The sequence below is a fragment of the Micromonospora sp. WMMD723 genome, assembly GCF_049863385.1.
In the GTDB taxonomy this organism is placed as follows: Bacteria; Actinomycetota; Actinomycetes; order Mycobacteriales; family Micromonosporaceae; genus Micromonospora; species Micromonospora wenchangensis.
Window position 1 is genome coordinate 3,053,693 of sequence record NZ_JBMKNR010000001.1, and the last position, 18,697, is coordinate 3,072,389.

Annotated in this window: 16 protein-coding genes; 7 read left to right on the top strand and 9 right to left on the bottom strand. The window is 74.3% G+C overall.

Annotation, left to right across the window (positions count from 1 at the left end):
- Nucleotides 1-9 precede the first annotated feature (9 nt).
- From ACN261_RS13965 to ACN261_RS13985, 5 genes are read right to left on the bottom strand one after another with little or no spacing between them, the layout of a single operon-like run.
- On the bottom strand, nt 10-1,320 hold the full coding sequence (locus ACN261_RS13965) for a DUF58 domain-containing protein (RefSeq protein WP_421485698.1): 1,311 nt from the start codon (nt 1,318-1,320) through the stop codon (nt 10-12).
- Complete coding sequence (locus ACN261_RS13970; protein WP_204928226.1) at nt 1,317-2,306, bottom strand: AAA family ATPase; 990 nt, start codon at nt 2,304-2,306, stop codon at nt 1,317-1,319. Before ACN261_RS13970 ends, ACN261_RS13965 begins: the two co-directional genes overlap by 4 nt.
- Nucleotides 2,303-3,733: a DUF4350 domain-containing protein gene (locus tag ACN261_RS13975; protein WP_425850429.1), complete on the bottom strand. Its 1,431-nt coding sequence runs from the start codon at nt 3,731-3,733 to the stop codon at nt 2,303-2,305. The genes ACN261_RS13970 and ACN261_RS13975 overlap by 4 nt, the downstream gene beginning before the upstream one ends.
- Nucleotides 3,730-4,335: a DUF4129 domain-containing protein gene (locus ACN261_RS13980; RefSeq protein WP_421485702.1), complete on the bottom strand. Its 606-nt coding sequence runs from the start codon at nt 4,333-4,335 to the stop codon at nt 3,730-3,732. Before ACN261_RS13980 ends, ACN261_RS13975 begins: the two co-directional genes overlap by 4 nt.
- Nucleotides 4,332-5,177 (bottom strand): hypothetical protein, encoded by an 846-nt coding sequence (locus ACN261_RS13985; RefSeq protein WP_425850431.1) that lies wholly within the window; start codon nt 5,175-5,177, stop codon nt 4,332-4,334. The genes ACN261_RS13980 and ACN261_RS13985 overlap by 4 nt, the downstream gene beginning before the upstream one ends.
- A 215-nt stretch (nt 5,178-5,392) precedes the next feature.
- Between ACN261_RS13985 and mtrA the strand changes: the two genes are divergently transcribed.
- The 5 genes from mtrA (at nt 5,393) to hpf (ending at nt 11,260) form a co-directional block, all read left to right on the top strand.
- Nucleotides 5,393-6,082, top strand: coding sequence for an MtrAB system response regulator MtrA (gene mtrA, locus ACN261_RS13990; protein ID WP_067306208.1), 690 nt, complete (start codon nt 5,393-5,395; stop codon nt 6,080-6,082).
- Nucleotides 6,083-6,095: 13 nt separating this feature from the next.
- Nucleotides 6,096-7,853, top strand: coding sequence for an MtrAB system histidine kinase MtrB (gene mtrB, locus ACN261_RS13995; RefSeq protein WP_421485706.1), 1,758 nt, complete (start codon nt 6,096-6,098; stop codon nt 7,851-7,853).
- Complete coding sequence (locus ACN261_RS14000) at nt 7,850-9,673, top strand: LpqB family beta-propeller domain-containing protein (protein WP_421485708.1); 1,824 nt, start codon at nt 7,850-7,852, stop codon at nt 9,671-9,673. Before mtrB ends, ACN261_RS14000 begins: the two co-directional genes overlap by 4 nt.
- Before the next feature lie 7 nt (nt 9,674-9,680).
- On the top strand, nt 9,681-10,382 hold the full coding sequence (locus ACN261_RS14005; RefSeq protein WP_425850434.1) for a ComF family protein: 702 nt from the start codon (nt 9,681-9,683) through the stop codon (nt 10,380-10,382).
- Nucleotides 10,383-10,639: 257 nt separating this feature from the next.
- The gene (gene hpf, locus ACN261_RS14010) at nt 10,640-11,260 is read left to right on the top strand and encodes a ribosome hibernation-promoting factor, HPF/YfiA family (protein ID WP_421485712.1); all 621 of its coding nucleotides are present in this window, start codon (nt 10,640-10,642) and stop codon (nt 11,258-11,260) included.
- A gap of 90 nt (nt 11,261-11,350) precedes the next feature.
- On the opposite strand, the gene ACN261_RS14015 is transcribed toward hpf, so the two are convergent.
- Nucleotides 11,351-12,481: a GNAT family N-acetyltransferase gene (locus ACN261_RS14015; RefSeq protein WP_425850437.1), complete on the bottom strand. Its 1,131-nt coding sequence runs from the start codon at nt 12,479-12,481 to the stop codon at nt 11,351-11,353.
- A gap of 34 nt (nt 12,482-12,515) precedes the next feature.
- Nucleotides 12,516-13,670: a GNAT family N-acetyltransferase gene (locus tag ACN261_RS14020; protein ID WP_425850440.1), complete on the bottom strand. Its 1,155-nt coding sequence runs from the start codon at nt 13,668-13,670 to the stop codon at nt 12,516-12,518.
- Between the two features lie 170 nt (nt 13,671-13,840).
- On the opposite strand from ACN261_RS14020, the gene secA reads away from it, so the two are divergent.
- The gene (gene secA / locus ACN261_RS14025; protein WP_421485719.1) at nt 13,841-16,768 is read left to right on the top strand and encodes a preprotein translocase subunit SecA; all 2,928 of its coding nucleotides are present in this window, start codon (nt 13,841-13,843) and stop codon (nt 16,766-16,768) included.
- 306 nt (nt 16,769-17,074) lie between these two features.
- On the opposite strand, the gene ACN261_RS14030 is transcribed toward secA, so the two are convergent.
- Together ACN261_RS14030 and ACN261_RS14035 are read right to left on the bottom strand one after the other, a co-directional pair.
- Entirely contained in the window at nt 17,075-17,656 is a 582-nt protein-coding gene (locus ACN261_RS14030) for an Rv3235 family protein (RefSeq protein ID WP_421485721.1), read from the bottom strand.
- A gap of 102 nt (nt 17,657-17,758) precedes the next feature.
- Nucleotides 17,759-17,986, bottom strand: a complete 228-nt coding sequence (locus ACN261_RS14035; protein WP_067306191.1) for a helix-turn-helix domain-containing protein — start codon at nt 17,984-17,986, stop codon at nt 17,759-17,761.
- Between the two features lie 196 nt (nt 17,987-18,182).
- Between ACN261_RS14035 and ACN261_RS14040 the strand changes: the two genes are divergently transcribed.
- Nucleotides 18,183-18,692 carry a DUF6912 family protein gene (locus tag ACN261_RS14040; RefSeq protein WP_425850444.1) on the top strand — a complete coding sequence of 170 codons (510 nt, stop codon included), beginning with the start codon at nt 18,183-18,185 and terminating at the stop codon, nt 18,690-18,692.
- Nucleotides 18,693-18,697: the final 5 nt, after the last annotated feature.

Consider the following 18,697-nt stretch of genomic DNA (forward strand, 5'->3'; position numbering starts at 1 on the left):
CCGCCCGGGTCAGAGCTGACCGAGGGCCTTGAGCCGGAGGTAGGTGTCGGCCAGGGCCGGGGCGAGCCGGTCCGCCGGGGCGTCCACCACGGTCACGCCGTACCGGCCGAGGGCGGCGCGGACCCGGTCCCGCTCGGCGAGCGCCCGCCAGCCGGCCGCGGCGGCGTAGGCGTCCCCGGGGCGTACCGGCGGGCCGGTGGTCAACGCGGTGAGCACCGGGTCGTGCACGGCCGCCACCACCACCCGGTGCCGGGCGGCCAGCCGGGGCAGCACCGGCAGCAGCCCTTCGGCGAGCGCGCCCGGCTCCAGCGCGGTCAGCAGCACCACCAGGCTGCGCCGCCGGTGCCGGCGCAGGATCTCCGCGACGATCAGGTCGAAGTCGGTCTCCACCAGCGCCGGGTGCACCGGCGCGAGCGCGTCGACCAGCCGGTGCAGCAGGTCCCGTCGTCCGGTGCCGGTGACGGTCGCCCGGATCGTGGCGTCGGCGGCCAGCAGGTCGACCCGGTCCCCGGCGCGGGCGGCCAGCGCGGTCAGCAGCAACGCCGCGTCGATGGCGGCGTCCAGCCGGGGTACGTCGCCGACGCGCACCGCCGAGGTGCGGCCGGTGTCCAGCACGCACACCAACCGCCTGTCGCGCTCCGGCCGCCAGGTGCGGACCAGCACGTCGGAGCGGCGGGCGCTGGCCCGCCAGTCGATGGAGCGCACGTCGTCGCCGACGACGTACTCGCGCAGGGTGTCGAACTCGGTGCCCTGGCCCCGGCCCCGGGTGACCTGGGTGCCGTCGATGACCCGCAGCCGGGACAGCTTCTCCGGCAGGTGCCGCCGGGAGTCGAACCGGGGCAGCACGCGCAGCGTCCAGCCGGGGGTGGCGGGCCGCCCGGCCCGCTGCCGGAACGCCAACCCGAGCGGCCCGAACGAACGCACCGTCACCGTCACCGCCGGCCGGTCGCCGCGCCGGGTGGGGGTGAGCCGGTTGGGCAGCACCAGCACGCCGCCCGGTCCGACCCGGGACACCCGGTCCGGGGGTACGTCCGGGCGGGCCCCCGCCGACGGCACCCACCCGTCGCGCACCTGGGCGTGCAGCGTACGGCCGGAGGTGTTGGCCAGGCGCAGCGTGACGGTAGCGCGGTGGCCGAGCCGGACGGTCCGGTCGCCCTCCCGGTCGACGGTGAGCCCGTGCAGCGGGGCGGCGAGCGCCCAGTCCACGGCGGTGAGCAGCAGCACGACGGCGGTCATCACGGCGACGGCGGGCACCGGGTCCGGCCAGAACGGCAGGGTGGGTACGCCCGCCAGCAGCAGGACGGCCGCCCGCCAGGTCATCGCGGGGTCGGCACGGTGGCCAGCACCGTGTCCAGCACCGCGTCGACGCCGACCCCCTCCAGTTCCACCTCGGGGCGCAGCCGCAGCCGGTGCCGCAGCGTCGGCCGGGCGGTGGCCTTCACGTCGTCGGGGGTGACGTGGTCGCGGCCGGCCAGCCAGGCCCACGCCTTCGCCGTGCTGAGCAGCCCGGTGGACCCACGGGGTGAGGCGCCCAGCTCCAGCGCCGGGGTGACCCGGGTGGCCCGGCACAGGTCCACGATGTAGGCGAGTACCGGCTCGGCCACGTGCACCCGACCGACGGCCTCCCGGGCGGCGGCGAGGTCGGCGGCGTCGGCCACCGGGCGTACGCCGGCCGCGCCGAGGTCACGCGGGTCGAACCCGGCGTGGTGGGCGCGCAGCACCCCCAGTTCCTCGTCCCGGTTGGGCAGCGGCACGGTCAGTTTGAGCAGGAACCGGTCGAGCTGCGCCTCGGGCAACGGGTAGGTGCCCTCGTACTCGACGGGGTTCTGGGTGGCGGCCACGATGAACGGGTCCGGCAGCGGCCGGCGGGCACCCTCGACCGACACCTGGCGCTCCTCCATCACCTCCAGCAGCGCCGACTGGGTCTTCGGTGGCGTCCGGTTGATCTCGTCGGCGAGCAGCAGGTTGGTGAAGACCGGCCCCTCCCGGAAGGTGAACGCGGCGGTACGCGGGTCGAAGATCAACGAACCGGTGACGTCACCGGGCATCAGGTCGGGGGTGAACTGGACCCGCTTGGAGTCCAGGTCCAGTGCGGTGGCGACGGTACGGATCAGCAGCGTCTTCGCCACCCCGGGCACCCCCTCCAGCAGGACGTGGCCCCGGCACAGCAGCGCGATCACCAGGCCGGTGACCACCGAGTCCTGACCGACGACCGCCTTGGCCACCTCGGTGCGCAGCCGGTGCAGGGCGGCCCGGGCGTCGTCCGGGCCGGCCGTGGGCTCGGCGGTGGTGGCGGGTCGGGTCACCGGGGGTCTCCTTCGGTCGGGCGGCCGGGCGCTGCCGCCACGGTACGGGTCAGCCGCTCCAGCGACCGGGCCAGCTCCAGCAGTTCGGTGTCGTTCTGCGGGGCCGCGCCGAAGAGCAGCTCGTGGATCTGCTCCGGGGTGCCGCCGGCCGGTCCGGCCACCCGGGCCGCCACCTCCGCCGGCCCGAGCGTCGCGGGCAGGTCGAGCCGGCCGCGCAGCCGCCCCAACGCGGCGGTACGCAGGGTCGCGGCGGCCGGGCCCCGGGCGCGGGCCCGCTGGTAGAGCCGGGCCCGACCGAGCACGGTCTCGGCGGAGCGGACCTCGACCGGCAGCGGCTCGGTCACCGGCGGGCCGAGCCGGCGGGCCCGCCACAGCACGATCAGCAGGGCGACCAGGGCGAGCTGGAGCAGTAGCGCCCAGAACCAGGGCGGGAAGGCGTCCAACAGCGGATGGTCGTCAGGTGGTGGGGGACCGGCCGAGTCGGGGGCGTCCCCCGAACCGTCGCCGTCACCGGGGGCGGTGCCGGGGCCCCCCGGACCGGCCTCGCCGCTGCCGTCGCCGTCGTACCCGGTGGACCCGCCGGGGGTGGGCGACCAGGCGGGCTCGCCGGTGCCGCCGGGCCGGCCGAACGTCGGCGCCGGTGCCGGGCCGTCCAGGTCCAGCCAGACCACCCGCCCGTGGACGCCGAGCAGGCCGGTGGCGAGCGCCTCGTTGCCGTGCTCGGCGATCCGGTCGTTGCGGAACGGGTCGCTGGCACCGATCACCACCACCTCGGCCCGGCCGGGCAGCCGGACCAGGCCGTCGGCGTAGCAACGGTCGAGGGCGGTCGCGGTGCCGGGCACGGCGGCGTACCGCTGGAGCCCGGCGGCGGCGACCCCGGCCCGGGTCGCCTCGGGCACCGCGCAGGGCCGGCCGCCGGCCTCCGGGCCGACCGCCCGGGTGGCCCAGCGGCGGTCGGTCGGCACCAGCGGCAGGCCGGCGGATTCGAGCACCCGGCGGGACGGGTCGACGAGGACCAGCCGTCGGCCGGCGGGCAGCTCGCCCAGCGCGCCGAGGGTGTCCGGGTGCAGCAGCTCCGCCGCCGGGACGAAGAGGGTGGCCGGGCCACGGTCGAGGCCGAGCAGGGCCGGCAGCAGGTCGGTCTCCCGCGCGACGGTGACCCCCCGGGCGCGCAGCGCGTCGGCGAGGCGGCTGCCCCCGTCGTCGTCGGTGGCGACGGGGGAGAGGAAGCCGGGGTCGCCCGGGTCGGGCTGGTCCACCTCGTGGGCGGCGATCGTGCCGGCGAGCAGGGCGGCGGCCAGCGCCAACGGCACGAGCACCCGGTGCCGGCGGCGTCGCCGCCGCACGGACGCGGCCGGTGGCGGGCCGCCCGCGGCCGGCGGGGCCGGCGGCGGGCCGCCGACCGTGGCGGTGGCGGGGCCGGTCACCTGGTGTCCCCGTCCGGTGGTGGGGCGGCCAGCGCCCGGTCCAGGTCGTCGGCGAGTTCCCGCATCCGCCGGTCGTGGTCGGCGGCGGCCGGGCGCTGGGCGTACCACAGCTCGGCGAAGAGGGCCCCGGCGGCGCGCAGCGGCGGATCGACCGGGGGCCGGGCGCGGGCCGCCGCGTCGGTCAGTTCGGTGACGGTCATCCCGGCCCGGGGGGCCACCGCGCCGACCGCGACCAGCCGGCGGACCATGGCGCGCAGCCGCTCGCGGACGGCTTCGGCGTACCGGCCCTCGGCCGCCAGCCGGTCGGCCAGGGAACGCGCGGCGTCGGCCGGGAGGTCGTCGTCGGCGGTACGGGGGCGGGGCAGCGCCACCGCGACCTCGACCGGCCCGTCGGCCGTCCGGCGTCGCCGCCGGGGCAGCCGCCACCGGGGCCACCGGAGGCGGGGCAGTCGCAGCCGGGGCAGCCGGCGGGGCACCCAGGCCGGGAAGTGGTACCAGGCGAGCGCCACCACCCCGGCCAGCAGCACCACCAGCAGCGCCGCGAGCGGCAGCGGCAGCACGTCGCCGAGCGCGGCGACGGCCTCCGTCCACCACCGGCTCACCGGTCGACCGCCGGCAGGCCGGCCGCGACGAGCCCCACGGGGGTACGGGCGAGCTGGATGTCCAGCCCCTCGGTGCGCATCCGGCCGTCCAGGTGGATCACCGCGTCCAGGCAGGCCAGGGCGGGGTAGGCGACGCTGTTCACCGCACCCCAGGCGAGCATGGCGGCGGCGGCCCGTACGCCCGGGTCGGCCAGGTCGACCAGGTGCAGCGACTCGACGCCGAAGAAGAGGCCGAGGGCCAGGCCGACCCGCAGCACCCACCAGCCGAGGTAGCCCAGCAGCCGGACGGCGGCGGCCCGGCCCCGTGCCGCGACGCGGGCCGCCCGGGGCACCGCCGCCACCCCGGGCACCCGGTCCAGCACCACCGCGGCAGCGACCGAGCCGAGCAGCCCGTAGCCGACCAACCAGGCCGGGCCGAGCAGCGCCGCGATCAGCATCAGCAGGCCCACCGCCGGGGCGAGCAGCAGGGTGACGCCCCAGCGGGCACCGGCCGGGTGGAGCAGTTCCGTCACCGTGGCCCGGCGGCCGAGCAGCGCCGTGCCGGCCGCCCGCGCGGCCGGGTTGCCGAGCAGCAGGACGATCACCGCCTCGGCGGCGGCGCCCACCGCGAGCAGTTGCCACCACAGCGGGAACACCCCGCTGTCGCTCCACCAGACCGGGGGCAGCGCGTCGGCGAGCCGGCGCAGTGGATACAGCAGCAGTTGTTCACCGGCGGCGAGCAGGACGCCCAGCGGGACCAGCACCCGGCCCTGGTCGCGCAGCAGCAGGACGGCGGAGTCGAGCAGTTCGCCGACGGTGAGCGGACGCCGGGGAAGCACGGCGGTCGGGCCGACGTCGGGCACGCGTACTCCTGCGGATGGTGGCTGGCGGGCGGCGACCTGCCCGGGGATCATGGTGACACGGGACGACCGGTGGGGCGGACCCACCGTGCGGCTCACGCGATGCGGTCATCGGGGGAGATATCGCGCGTGGGACGTGCGGAGGTACCTCGTCCGGCAGTACCGTGCCATCCAGACGCCGATCCCACCAACTGAACGGGGATGGAAACATAAACCCCATGAGAGCCCGGGTACTGGTGGTCGACGACGACCCCGCGCTCGCCGAGATGCTCGGCATCGTCCTGCGCAGCGAGGGTTTCCTGCCCTCCTTCGTCGCCGACGGGGAACGGGCGTTGGCCGCGTTCCGGGACAGCCGCCCCGATATCGTGCTGCTCGACCTGATGCTGCCCGGAATGAGCGGCATCGACGTGGCACGGGCGATCCGCGGCGAATCAGGCGTGCCGATCGTCATGCTGACCGCCAAGAGCGACACCGTCGACGTGGTGCTCGGCCTGGAGTCCGGTGCCGACGACTACGTGGTCAAGCCGTTCAAGCCCAAGGAACTGGTGGCCCGGATGCGGGCCCGGCTGCGCCGGGGCGAGGACGTAGCACCGGAGATGCTGACCATCGGCCCGCCCGGCAACCAGATCACCATCGACGTGCCGGCGCACACCGTCAGCCGCGACGGCGAGGAGGTGAAGCTGACGCCGCTGGAGTTCGACCTGCTGGTCGCGCTCGCCCGCAAGCCGCGTCAGGTCTTCACCCGGGAGGTCCTGCTGGAGCAGGTCTGGGGCTACCGGCACGCGGCGGACACCCGGCTGGTCAACGTGCACGTGCAGCGGCTGCGCGCCAAGATCGAGCCGGATCCGGAGCGGCCGGAAATCATCCTGACCGTGCGGGGCGTGGGCTACAAGGCGGGTACCGGATAGCCTGGGTCGCACCGTGACCAGTGCACCCGACCCGACCCCCGAGCACACCGCCGGCTGGCGTCCCGCCGCGCGGGCGCTGCGGCGCGTGCTGGTGGGCCGTGCGCTGCGGGTGACCGCCGGCCTGCGCCAGACCTGGCGACGGTCGTTGCAGGTCCGGGTGGTGACCATCACGCTGGTGGTGTCCAGCCTGCTGGTCGGCGGCTTCGCCTACCTCATCGCCGACAAGATCACCGCCATCCTGCTCGACAACGCCGAGACCGACGTGCTGCTGCGGCTGCGCAACGGCAGCGACTACTCGGCCAAGCAGTTCTTCCTCTACAGCCAGCCGCAGGAGGCGCAGCTCCAGGACACCATCGAGGGCACGGTCAACTACCTGGCCGGGGGTGACCCGCAGCAGACCAGCGGGGTGGTGGTCGCGATCACCGCCGACAACTACGCCGGCATCATCGAGACCCGCACCTCACCGGCGATGGACGTGCGCCCGCTGGTCAGCCGGGAGTTGCGGGCCGCCGTCGCCGACGGCAAGGTGGCCCACCAGATCCGCACCGGACGCCTCGCCGGCGAACGGACGAAGTACCTGGTCTACGGCTCCCCGGTGCCGACCCGCTTCGGCCAGCTGGAGCTGTATTACCTCGTCCCGCTCAACCGGCAGGACGCCACCGCCGCCGACGCGCGGGCCACCGTGCTGGCCACCGGGGTGGCCCTGGTGCTGCTGCTGGGCCTGCTCGCCGCCCTGGTCACCCGGTTGGTGGTGACTCCGGTGCGGGTCGCCGCGCGTACCGCCCAACGGCTCTCCGCCGGCCTGCTCGACCAGCGGATGGTGGTCGACGGCGAGGACGACCTCGCCCTGCTCGCCGCCTCGTTCAACCAGATGGCGACCAACCTGCAACGGCAGATCCTCCGCCTGGAGGAGATGTCCCGCCTGCAACGCCGGTTCACCTCCGACGTGTCGCACGAACTGCGGACCCCGCTGACCACCGTCCGGATGGCCGCCGACCTGATCTTCGCCGAGCGCGACGAGTTCGACCCGGCGGTGGCGCGCAGCGCCGAGCTGCTCCAGGCGGAGCTGGACCGGTTCGAGGAGCTGCTCACCGACCTGCTGGAGATCAGCCGCTTCGACGCCGGTTTCGCCATGCTCGACTCCGAGCCGACCGACCTGGTGCCGGTGGTGCACCGGGTCGCCGACCGCCTCGCCGGGCTGGCCGAACGGGTCGGCGTCACCATCGAGCTGGCCGTGCCGACCACCCCGGTCATCGCCGAGGTGGACCCGCGCCGGGTCGAGCGGGTGCTGCGCAACCTGGTCGGCAACGCGGTGGAGCACGGCGAGGCGAAGCCGGTGGTGATCACCCTCGGCGTCGACCAGACCGCCGTCGCGGTCACCGTCCGCGACCACGGCGTCGGGCTCAAGCCGGGCGAGGAGAAGCTGGTCTTCAACCGGTTCTGGCGGGCCGACCCGTCCCGGGCCCGGCAGACCGGCGGTACGGGGCTGGGCCTGTCGATCAGCCTGGAGGACGCCCGGCTGCACGGCGGCTGGCTGGAGGCGTGGGGTGCTCCCGGGCAGGGCGCCCAGTTCCGGCTCACCCTGCCGGTCCGCTCCGGGGACCGGCTCACCACCTCACCGCTGCGGCTGGTGCCCGCCGACGCCACCCTGCCGTTCGGTGGCCCCCGCGACGGCGACCTGCTGGCCATCGGACCGGCCGGCGGGGGTGTGCTGGCCATCGGCCCCGGGTCCGCCACCGGTGCCGACGAGCGGGCGGAGGTCCGGTCGTGAGCCGGCTGCGCGGCCTGGCCGGGCTGCTCTGCGCCGGGCTGCTGGCCGCCGTGGCCGGCTGCGGCATCCCCGACCACACCGACGTGCAGGTGGACGGCTCCGGGCCGGCCGCGTCGGCGGGCTCGTCCAGCTTCGGTCGCGGCGAGCCGCCCACCCGGACGGCCAGCGGCGCCGACCGGGAGACGTTCGTCCGCAACTTCCTGGCCGCCGCGGCCGGCGAGCCCGAGCGGGCGTACGCCCGGGTCAAGCAGTTCATCGCCCGGGAGGACCGCAGCCGGCTCGCCGAGAAGCAGGGCAGCGAGGTCGCGATCAACGTGGTCCGGCTGATCGAGAATCCGGTGATCACCGAGAACGCCAGTGGCCTGCTCACCGTCCGGGTGCCGGTGCAGCAGGTGGGGGTGCTGCGGGCCAACGGGGTGCTCGGCCCGCCGGTGGTGACCGACACCGAGTACCAGTTCTCGCTGCGCGGCTCCGCCGAGCCGGGCCAGGAGGGCACCGAGGCCGGCGGCTACTACGTCACCGATCCGCCCTCCGTGCTGCTGCTCGACACGCTGTCCCTGCGGGACTACTACCAGACCCGGACGGTCTACTTCTGGAACTCCGACGCCACCCGGCTGGTCGCCGACCAGCGCTACCTGCCGCTGGCCGTGCCGGCCGAGCGGCTGGTCAGCGAGGCGGTCAAGTGGCTGATCGCCGGGCCGTCGGAGTGGCTGCGGCAGGGGGTGAGCGGCCTGCCGGACCGCACCGCCCTGATCAACAACGCCGTCAAGACCGACGGCCGGTGGGAGGTCAACCTCGACCTGCCCGGCGACGACCGGCGCAAGCTGGAGAAGCTCGGCATCCAGTTGGCCTGGTCGCTGTCCGACCTGGACGGGCCGCTCCAGCTCACCACCCGCAACCAGTCCCGGGTGACCATCGACGACCTCGCCGCGCACCGCCTGGCCAACCCGGTCTACCCGCTCACGCAGGGGCCGCAGCGGTTCACCGTCTACGCCGGGGCGATCCACCCGCTCGCCTTCGAGGCCGAGGCGATCGGCACCGTGCCGATCCGCACCGAGGACAACCACGACGTCGTCTCGGCCGCCGTGCGGCGGACCGCCGAGAAGACCCTCGCCGCCCTGGTCACCGCCGCCCCAGGCGGCCGGCAGCGGCTGGTCACCGGGTCTGGGGTGGCACCGGTGCAGGTGATGACCCCGGCGACGCAGACCTTCGCGGCGATCGGCCGGCCGGTCTGGCTGCGTCCGCTCGGTGCGGCCCAGCCGTACGGGCTGGTGGTGGCCGACGGGCGGCTCTACCGGTTCGACGACCGGGCCCGGATGGTGCCGGTGCCGGTGGGCATGGCGGGTCCGGTCAGCGCGGTGGCCGCCTCGCTGGACGGACACCGGATCGCGCTGATCGTCGGTGGGCGGCTCTGTCTCAGCACGGCCAGCCTCGACGGCGGGGTGGTCTCGCTCGGCCCGGTACGCCATGTCGCCACCACGCTGACCGACCTGTCGGCGGTGGACTGGGCGCAGGAGAACGCGCTGGCCGTGGCCGGTTCCACCAACCGTTCCGCCGTGTACGAGGTGGGCGTGGACGGAGTGCAGCAGACTCCCCTCGTCACCGACGTGGGCGCGCGGGTGACCCACCTGGCGGTGTACCCGGGCAACCCGACGTACGTGCTGCCGACGGTGATGATGATGTACGAGGCCAACGGGGTCTCCTACCGCTTCCGCTCGTCGTCGGCGGAGACGATCCGGGGCGAGCAGGTGCTCGACGTGCCGCCTCCGCCCGCCGGTGGCCGGGCGGGCAGCCCGACCGCGCCGTTCTTCCTGTTCTGAGCACGCCGTGCCGGACGTGGGCGGGCTCTGGGCCGACCTGAGCGATCTGGTCTTCCCGACCGGGTGCGCGGGGTGCGGCCGGCGGGACGCGCGCCTGCGGCAGGGCTGCTGCCCGCAGTGCGTACGCGGGCTCACCGCGCTGCGCCCGGTACCGGCGCGCCCCACCCCGGCCCCGCCCGACCTGCCCCCGTGCCACGCCCTCGGCCCGTACGCGGGGCCGCTGCGGGAGGCGCTGCTGGCGTACAAGGAACGGGGTCGGCACGGGCTGGCCCGGCCGTTGGGCGGGTTGCTGGCGGAGGTGGTGGCGGCCTCGGTGGGCGAGGCCCGCCCGGTGCTGCTGGTGCCGGTGCCGGACCGGGCGGCGGCGGCCCGGGAGCGCTACGGCGACCACCTGACCCGGTTGGCCCGGCACGCGGCGATCCGGTTGCGGCGGTCCGGCTGGGACGTACGGACGGCGGTGCCGGTGCGGGCGTTGCCCCGGCCGGATTCGGTGGAGCTGGACCGGGCGGGGCGGGCCGCGGCGGCCCGGTCGGCGTTCCGGCTGCGGCCCGGTTGGGCCGGGCGGGATGCCGGCGGCCGGGCGGTGGTGGTGCTGGACGACATCCTGACCACCGGGGCGACCCTGGCGGCGGTGAGTCGGACTTTGCGTGCGGCGGGAATGACGCCATACGGCGCGGCCGTGCTGGGTGCAACGCAAAAACGGCGGTGATGGTGACGCTTCGTGTTTCCGTTTCACCCCATGGTGTTGCTTGCTGTTAATTCTCTGAGGGTTTCCCGCAACCGGGGGTGACTGTCGCCCGTACAGGAGTTAGCGTTTTCGTGTCGGGGGTAGGAAGGTTTCCCACCAGCCCCCGACGGTGGAAGGAGGCGTAGCCGCACCTGACCGGTCGACGCTCCCAGGGGCCCTCCCGAGGTCGCGCGGCCGGATTCGAAAGATCAGCCGGCCATCCGGAAAAGGGAGGTCACGTGGACATCGTGGTCAAGGGTCGAAACGTCGAAGTGCCGGACCATTACCGGGTACACGTAGCGGAGAAACTCGCAAAAATCGAGCGCTACGATCACAAGCTCATCCGGGTCGATGTGGAGCTGTTCCACGAACGCAATCCCCGGCAGTCCGACACCTGCCAGCGAGTGGAGATCACCTGCGTCTCCCGGGGCCCGGTGATCCGGGCCGAGGCCTGCACGAACGACTTCTACAGCGCACTGGACGCCGCGATCGCCAAGCTGGACACCCGACTGCGCCGGGCGGCCGACCGCCGCCGCGTACACCGGGGCCGGCACGCGCCGATCTCGGTCGCCGCCGCCACCGCCGGTCTGCCGGTGGCCGGCCTGGACGACACGAACGTGTCCGCCGGTGGCACGGCCACCGCCGTCGAGGAGCGCCCGGAGGAGCACGACGACCAGCCCTGGCACATCGCGCGGGCGAAGGTGCATCCGGCCGACCCGATGACCGTCGACGACGCCCTGTTCCAGATGGAACTCGTCGGCCACGACTTCTACCTGTTCCACGACAAGGAGTCCGGCCGCCCCAGCGTCGTCTACCGTCGCCACGCCTACGACTACGGCATCATCTCCCTCGACACCTGACCCACCCGCCCCGCTCTCTCCGCCCACCCGGCGGTGTCGATCAAGAGGTTCGCGTCACCTTCGGAGATCCAGCTGACGCGAACCTCTTGATCACCGCAGCGGGAGGGGCCGGGGATCGGTGGACAGGAAGGACCAGAGGACGGTGTCGGGGCGGGGGGTGTCCGGCGTCGGGGCGGGGAGGCGGGCGCGCATCACGCCCTCCCGGTGGAAGCCCGCCCGGCGCAGCACCCGCTGGGAGGCGGTGTTCCAGGTGGCCGTACCGGCCCAGAGGCGGGCCAGGCCCGCCGGGCCGCACGCCCAGCCGGCCAACAGCCGGACCGCCCGGGTGGCCAGCCCCCGCCCGCGCGCCTCGGGCAGCAGGCTGTAGCCGATCATCGCCTGGCCGGTGGCCGGCTCGTCGTGGATCAGGGCGCAACCGCCGACCATCGTGCCGGTCACCGCGTCGCACAGCGCGAAGTCGGCCGCCCGGCCGGTCAGCCACTCGCTCTCGGCGACGGCGCAGCGCCGGTCGATGTCCGCCCTGCTCGGTGGAACCGGACGGACCCGGGTCGCCACCACCTCGGCGCGGGTGTGCAGCCGGTGCAGCACCTCGGCGTCGGCAGGCGCGAGCCGGCGCAGGGTCACCACCGTGTCGGTGAGCCGCCCGTCGGGCAGGTCCGGCAGCAGGCGTGGGACCGGGCCGGGCGGATCGTCGACGAGGCGTACCCAGGCGAGCAGGTCGTACCGGCTGCCGTCGCGGTCCAGGCCGGCTGCCCGGCGTACCCCCTCCAGGTGGAAGCCGGCGGCCAGCGCGACCCGCTGGCTGGCCGGGTTCTCGGCCCTGATCAGCAGCTCCAGCCGGGCCAGGCCGGCCTGGAACGCGGCCGCCGCCAGGGCCCGGGTGGTGGCGGTGGCGATCCCGCGCCGCCGGGCCCGCGGTGCCACCCAGTAGCCCAGCTCCGCCTGCCCCCGGCCCGGCACCACCTGGCTGAGCCCGGCCCCGCCGACCAGCCGGTCGGTCCCGGCATCGACGATCGCGTACGCCGCGCCGCCGCTGCGCCACGCCGCCGGGGCGCCCTCGGAGATCCACCAGTGCGCGTCGGCGACCGTGTACGGCTGTGGCATCACCGGGTTGAAGCGCAGGTTCACCGGGTCGTCGCAGCCGGCGGCGAGGTCCCCGGCGTCGTCGCGCCGCAACGGCCGCAGCCGCACCGGTCCGGCCTCGATGACCGCCGGGGTCACGTCAGGTCCTCGCCAGGATCGATGGTCCGTGGGTTCACGTCAGGTCCTCGGCGAGCAGCGCGCCGACCCAGGCGTCGACCCGCTCACCCCGGTGCGACACCCCGCCCCGCAGGGTGCCCTCGACGGTGAAGCCGGCCTTCTCGGCGGCCCGGCGCGAGGCGGTGTTGCCGACGTGGGCCTTCCACTCGACCCGGACCAGGCCGAGACCGGTGACGCCCCAGGCGGCGAGCGCGCCGAGCGCGGCCGGCATCCAGCCCCGGCCGCGGGCGTGCGGCGCCGTCATGAAGCCCACCTCGGCCCGCAGCGGGTCGACGGGGTTCAACCGCAGGTCGACGGTGCCGGCGAAGGCGTCGTCCGGGTCGGCCAGCACGAAACACGCGCTGGTGCCCCGCGCCCAGGCCAGCCCGCCGTAGGTCAGGTAGCCCTCGGCGTCGGTGCGCCGGTAGGGGTGCGGCACGCTGGTCCACCGGACGGTGTCCGGGTCCTGGCAGGTGGCGACCACCCCGTCCAGGTCGCGTTCCTCCATCGGCCGCAGCCGCAGCTCGGTGTTCCCGGCGCTGGCGAACAGGACGGGCTGCGGCCGACCGAACACGGCGGCCCGCCGGGCGTCCAGGGTGCCCGGCCCGGCCGGACCGTCCGCGCCGGCCGCCGGCACCTCGCCGGGCAGCAGCGAGCCGACCCAGCCCTCGACCCGGCCGTCGCCGGCGGGCCGGGCGAGCCGCAGCTCACCGGAGATCTGGAAGCCGGCCCGCAGGGCGACCAGCCGGGAGGCGTGGTTGCCCACCTCTGCCTGCCAGATCAGCCGACGCAGCAGCAGGGCGTCGAAGGCCCAGCGGGCGACCGCCCGGGTGGCCCGCACGGTGACCCCCCGGCCCCGGGCCCAGGGGGCGGTCCAGTAGCCGATCTCGCCGGTCTCGACCGCCTGGTCGATCGCGACCAGGCCGCAGGAGCCGAGCAGTTCGCCGGTGGCGGCGTCGCAGACCGCGAACGGGGCACCGCTGCCCTCGGCCCAGGCACGGGCGCTCATTCCGGTGACGAACCCGTGGGCGTGTTCAGGCCGGTACGGACGCGGTACGGTGGTCCAGCGCTGGATGTCCGGGTCCTGGCAAGCCCGGTGCACGTCGTCCGCGTCCGAGGCGAGCCACGGACGCAGCAGCAGGCCGTCCTCGATGATCTCCACAGGCTCCATCCGAGTCATCGTGCCGGATCGTTCGCGGTGGGCGTAACCGGATAACCGCCGGGCGGCGGGTTGAGCCGAGCGTTATGTCGGTTTGGTCGGGTCGGACCGCCGCCACCAGTGACCATCGCGCCGACTGAGCGCCTACGATGGTTCGAGACTGTCTAGGGGAGCGTTGATCCGTGTCGATTCTGGAAAAGGTCCTCCGCGCGGGCGAGGGCCGCATGGTGCGTCGGCTGAAGGCCATCGCCGCCGCCGTCAACTCGATCGAGGACGACTACGTCAATCTCACCGACGACGAGCTGCGGTCACTGACCGACCAGTACCGGGAACGGCTCGCCGACGGTGAGACCCTCGACGACCTGCTGCCCGAGGCGTTCGCCACGGTGCGCGAGGCGGCCGCCCGGGTGCTCGGCCAGCGGCCGTACGACGTCCAGGTGATGGGTGGCGCGGCGCTGCACTTCGGCAACATCGCCGAGATGAAGACCGGTGAGGGCAAGACGCTGACCTCGGTCATGGCCGTCTACCTCAACGCGCTCTCCGGCAAGGGCGTGCACGTGGTCACCGTCAACGACTACCTGGCCCAGCGCGACGCCGCCTGGATGGGGCAGGTGCACGAGTTCCTCGGCCTGACCGTCGGCGTGGTGCTGCCCAACCGGCCGGCCGCCGAGCACCGCGCCGCGTACGAGTGCGACATCACCTACGGCACCAACAACGAGTTCGGCTTCGACTACCTGCGCGACAACATGGCCTGGTCCCGCGACGAGCTGGTCCAGCGCGGGCACAACTTCGCCGTGGTCGACGAGGTCGACTCGATCCTGATCGACGAGGCCCGGACCCCGCTGATCATCTCCGGCCCCGCCGAGCACTCCGCCCGCTGGTACGGCGAGTTCGCGGCCGTGGTGGGCCGGCTCCAGGCCGGCAAGGACGGCGAGGGCGACTACGAGGTCGACTACGCCAAGCGCACCATCGCGGTCACCGAGCGCGGCGTGGCCAAGGTGGAGGACCGGCTCGGCATCGACAACCTCTACGAGTCGGTGAACACCCCGCTGGTCGGCTACCTCAACAACGCGATCAAGGCCAAGGAGCTCTACAAGCGCGACAAGGACTACATCGTCAGCGACGGCGAGGTCCTGATCGTCGACGAGTTCACCGGTCGCATCCTGCACGGCCGCCGCTACAACGAGGGCATGCACCAGGCGATCGAGGCCAAGGAGGGGGTGGAGATCAAGCAGGAGAACCAGACCCTGGCCACCATCACCCTCCAGAACTACTTCCGTCTCTACGAGAAGCTGTCCGGTATGACCGGTACGGCCCAGACCGAGGCGGGCGAGTTCAACAAGGTCTACAAGGTCGGCGTGGTGACCATCCCGACGCACCGGCCGATGGTCCGCGAGGACCGCGCCGACGTCATCTACAAGACCGAGAAGGCCAAGTTCAACGCGGTCATCGAGGACATCGCCGAGCGGCACCAGGCCGGCCAGCCGGTGCTGGTCGGCACGGTCTCGGTGGAGAACTCCGAGATCCTGTCCACGCTGCTGCGCCGCCGGGGCATCCCGCACTCCGTGCTGAACGCGAAGTTCCACGCCCGCGAGGCCGAGATCGTCGCCCAGGCCGGCCGCAAGGGCGCGGTCACCGTCGCCACCAACATGGCCGGCCGGGGCACCGACATCCTGCTCGGTGGCAACGCCGAGTTCCTCGCCGCCAGCGAGCTGCGCCAGCGCGGTCTCGACCCGGCCGAGCAGGAGGAGGAGTACGCCAAGGCGATGGAGGAGGTCCTGCCCACCTGGAAGCAGGCGTGCGAGGCGGAGGCCGAGGAGGTCGCCGCCGCCGGTGGGCTCTACGTGCTCGGCACCGAGCGGCACGAGTCCCGCCGGATCGACAACCAGCTGCGTGGTCGGGCCGGCCGACAGGGTGACCCGGGTGAGTCCCGGTTCTACCTGTCGCTCCAGGACGAGCTGATGAAGCGGTTCCGGGCCGGTGCGGTCGAGGCGGTGATGGAGCGGTTCAACATCCCCGAGGACGTGCCCATCGAGTCGAAGATGGTCACCCGGCAGATCAAGAACGCCCAGGCCCAGATCGAGGGCCAGAACGCCGAGATCCGCAAGAACGTCCTCAAGTACGACGAGGTGCTCAACAAGCAGCGCCAGGTGATCTACGCCGAGCGGCTGCGGGTGCTCAACGGCGAGGACCTCTCCGACCAGGTCCGCAACATGATCGACGACACCGTCGGCGCGTACGTGGTGGGCGCCACCAGCGACGGTTACGCCGAGGACTGGGATCTCGAACAGCTCTGGGCCAGCCTCAAGCAGCTCTACCCGGTGGGCGTCACCATCGAGGAGCTGGAGGAGGAGGTCGGCTCCCGGGCGGGCCTCGACCAGGACTTCCTGCTCGCCCGCCTCCGGGAGGACGCGAACGCCGCGTACGACCGGCGGGAGGAGAGCCTCGGCGAGGAGGCCACCCGTCAGTTGGAGCGGATGGTGCTGCTCCAGGTCATCGACCGCAAGTGGCGCGAGCACCTCTACGAGATGGACTACCTCCAGGAGGGCATCAGCCTGCGGGCGTACGCCCAGCGCGACCCGGTCATCGAGTACCAGCGCGAGGGCTTCGACATGTTCGCCACGATGATGGAGGGCATCAAGGAGGAGACGGTCGGCTTCCTCTACAACCTGGAGGTGCAGGTCCAGGAGCCGGAGCCGGAGGCCGAGGAGGTCCAGCTGCTGGAGAAGCCGGTCGAGATCCGGGCCAAGGGTCTGAACCGTGCGCCGCAGCAGCAGGGGCTGCAATACTCCGCCCCGACGATCGACGGTGAGGCGGGCGCGGGTGCGGTGGCCGTGGAGCGGCCCGAGCCCGAGCCGTCCGCCCCGGCGCTCGGCATCGGGGGCGGGCAGCCGCAGGCTCCGTCGCAGGCCCGTCCGGCCGCCGGTGGGTCGCGTCGCCCGGCTGCCGCCGGGGCGAGCGGTCAGGCCGCCGCAGCCAGCACCGCCCGGCGGAACACCGGCCCGGTCGACCGGGCCGCCGAGGGTGGCCCGTCCCGCAACGCCCCCTGCCCGTGCGGCTCCGGTCGCAAGTACAAGCGCTGCCACGGCGCCCCCAACGGCGGCGCCTGACCCACCGCCCCAGCCTGATCCGGGGACGCCCTCCCGCTCTGTCGAGCGGGAGGGCGTCCCCGTTCCCGTTCCCTCCCGCCTTCGCCTTCGCACCCCTGCCTTTGCGCCCCCGCCTCTGTGCCCCGGCCTTTGTGCGGTGATCAAGAGGTTTGCGTCAGCTTCGAAGATCAAATTGACGCAAACCTCTTGATCAACCCGGCCAGGCGGATCGGGCCGGGCGGTCCAACCCGGCCAGGCGGTCCCACCCGGTCAGGCGGTCCCACCGGGTCCGGGTGACTCCACCCGGGCCGGGCGGGTCGGGGTGGGTCAGATGACCTGGAGGGCGGTGCAGAGCCAGTTGCCCCGGCGGTGTTCGAGGCGCAGGGCCATCGCCCAGCTCCGGCTGCCGCCGGTGACCACGGCGGCCACCTCGACCGCCGCCGGGCGCGGCTGGCACACCCGCAGTCGGCGCAGGTGCACGGCGGGCCGGGTGGAGCGGCGGCGTACCGGCGGGGTGCGGGCAGCGGCGCGGGCGAGCTGCTCGGCCACCTCGACGGTGCGCCCCGGCTCGACCAGGGCCCGGATCTGGCCGGGTGGCCGGTAGCCGTTGAGGATCTCCAGGCAGGTGCCGACGAACCGGTGGGCGGCCCGGGTCGCCTCGGGCGTGGTGGTGGCGGGCGGCGGCAGGGGCGGGGCGGCCGGGTGCCCGGGCCGGGATGGGGGATCGGGCCGCCGGCCGGTGGGTCGGCCGGCGGCGGGCCGACCCGTGCCGAACAGGTCGAGGGCGAGTTGGCCGGGTGGCCGGGGCCAGAGATCCGGCACCTCGTCGACGTAGGGCGGGTCGGTGACGGGGGCCGGGCGTAACCGGATCGGCGGTCGGGTCGGCCCCGGACGGCGGGAGTCGGCCATCGTTGCCCCCTCGTTCTCTGCGTTTGCCTTCGTTTGCTTTCGACAGCGTCGATTGTCGGGCACGGCAACGCCCAGGGTCAATGGCTCAGCGGGATGGTCCGGTCACTCCGGGTCGCGGTCGGTGAGCGGGTTACCGCGTACCCACTCGGCGGTCTCGGCGTACTTGAGCTGGATGTACTCCTCCAGCCGGGCCCGCTCGACCCGCCACTGTCCCCGTCCGCCGATCTTGATGGCGGGCAGCTCGCCGCTGCGTACCATGTGGTAGACCTGCGAGTCCGACACGTTCAGCTCGGCGGCCACGTCGGAGAGCAGGAGAAACCTCGGCTCCACGGAAACCCCTCGGCTTGGCGTCGTTCGGCCCAGTTTGCCACCGACAGCCTTCCCCGCCCAGCACCGCCCGTCGACGGGTGCGGCGGCTTCCCCCGGGGCGGTGCGCGGTGTATGACGGTCTGGACGTACGGCATGATCGGCGTTCGGGGCGGCCGTCCGCCGCCCCGGTGAGTGGAGACGACCAGGGGAGACGACCGTGGGCGACGAGCTGGTCCGGGTGTACGTGCCGGCGACCGTGCCGATGCTGGCCCTGCTGCGGGAGCGGGGGCTGCCGGCCAGCGGCGGCCACGCGGTCACCCCCGCCCTGCGCGAGTGGTACGCCGAGGGCGACGAGGAGGAGTTGGAGTACGTCGCCTTCACCCGGGCCGCCCAGGACGCCCTGCAACTGCTGCGGGAGGACCCCGACGCGCCCCGTCGCCGGGTCGTGGTGTCGGTGGACCTGCCCGCCGGGGCCGTCGGCCGGGGTGACGGTGAGCTGGGTTCCAGCGTGGTGGACCTCGACGGGCCGCTGCCGGCGTCGGCGGTGGCCGCACTGCACGTGGACGGGGCCGAGGCGGTCGGGGACGTGGCCGCCGCCGTGGACGTGGTGGTCGAGGCGCTCGCCGGTGACCCGGACGCCCAGTTCACGGTCGACGGGGCCGAGGACCACGAGCTGGAGTGGTACGACCCGTCCGAGTGGGAGCTGCTGCTGCGTACCGCCTCCTGAGCGGG

Bases quoted from the DNA above. Each gene is read 5' to 3' on its own strand.
- mtrA (WP_067306208.1), top strand. From the start codon at position 5,393: ATGAGAGCCCGGGTACTGGTGGTCGACGACGACCCCGCGCTCGCCGAG.
- ACN261_RS13965 (WP_421485698.1), bottom strand. From the start codon at position 1,320: ATGACCTGGCGGGCGGCCGTCCTGCTGCTGGCGGGCGTACCCACCCTG.
- ACN261_RS14020 (WP_425850440.1), bottom strand. From the start codon at position 13,670: ATGGAGCCTGTGGAGATCATCGAGGACGGCCTGCTGCTGCGTCCGTGG.
- ACN261_RS14030 (WP_421485721.1), bottom strand. From the start codon at position 17,656: ATGGCCGACTCCCGCCGTCCGGGGCCGACCCGACCGCCGATCCGGTTA.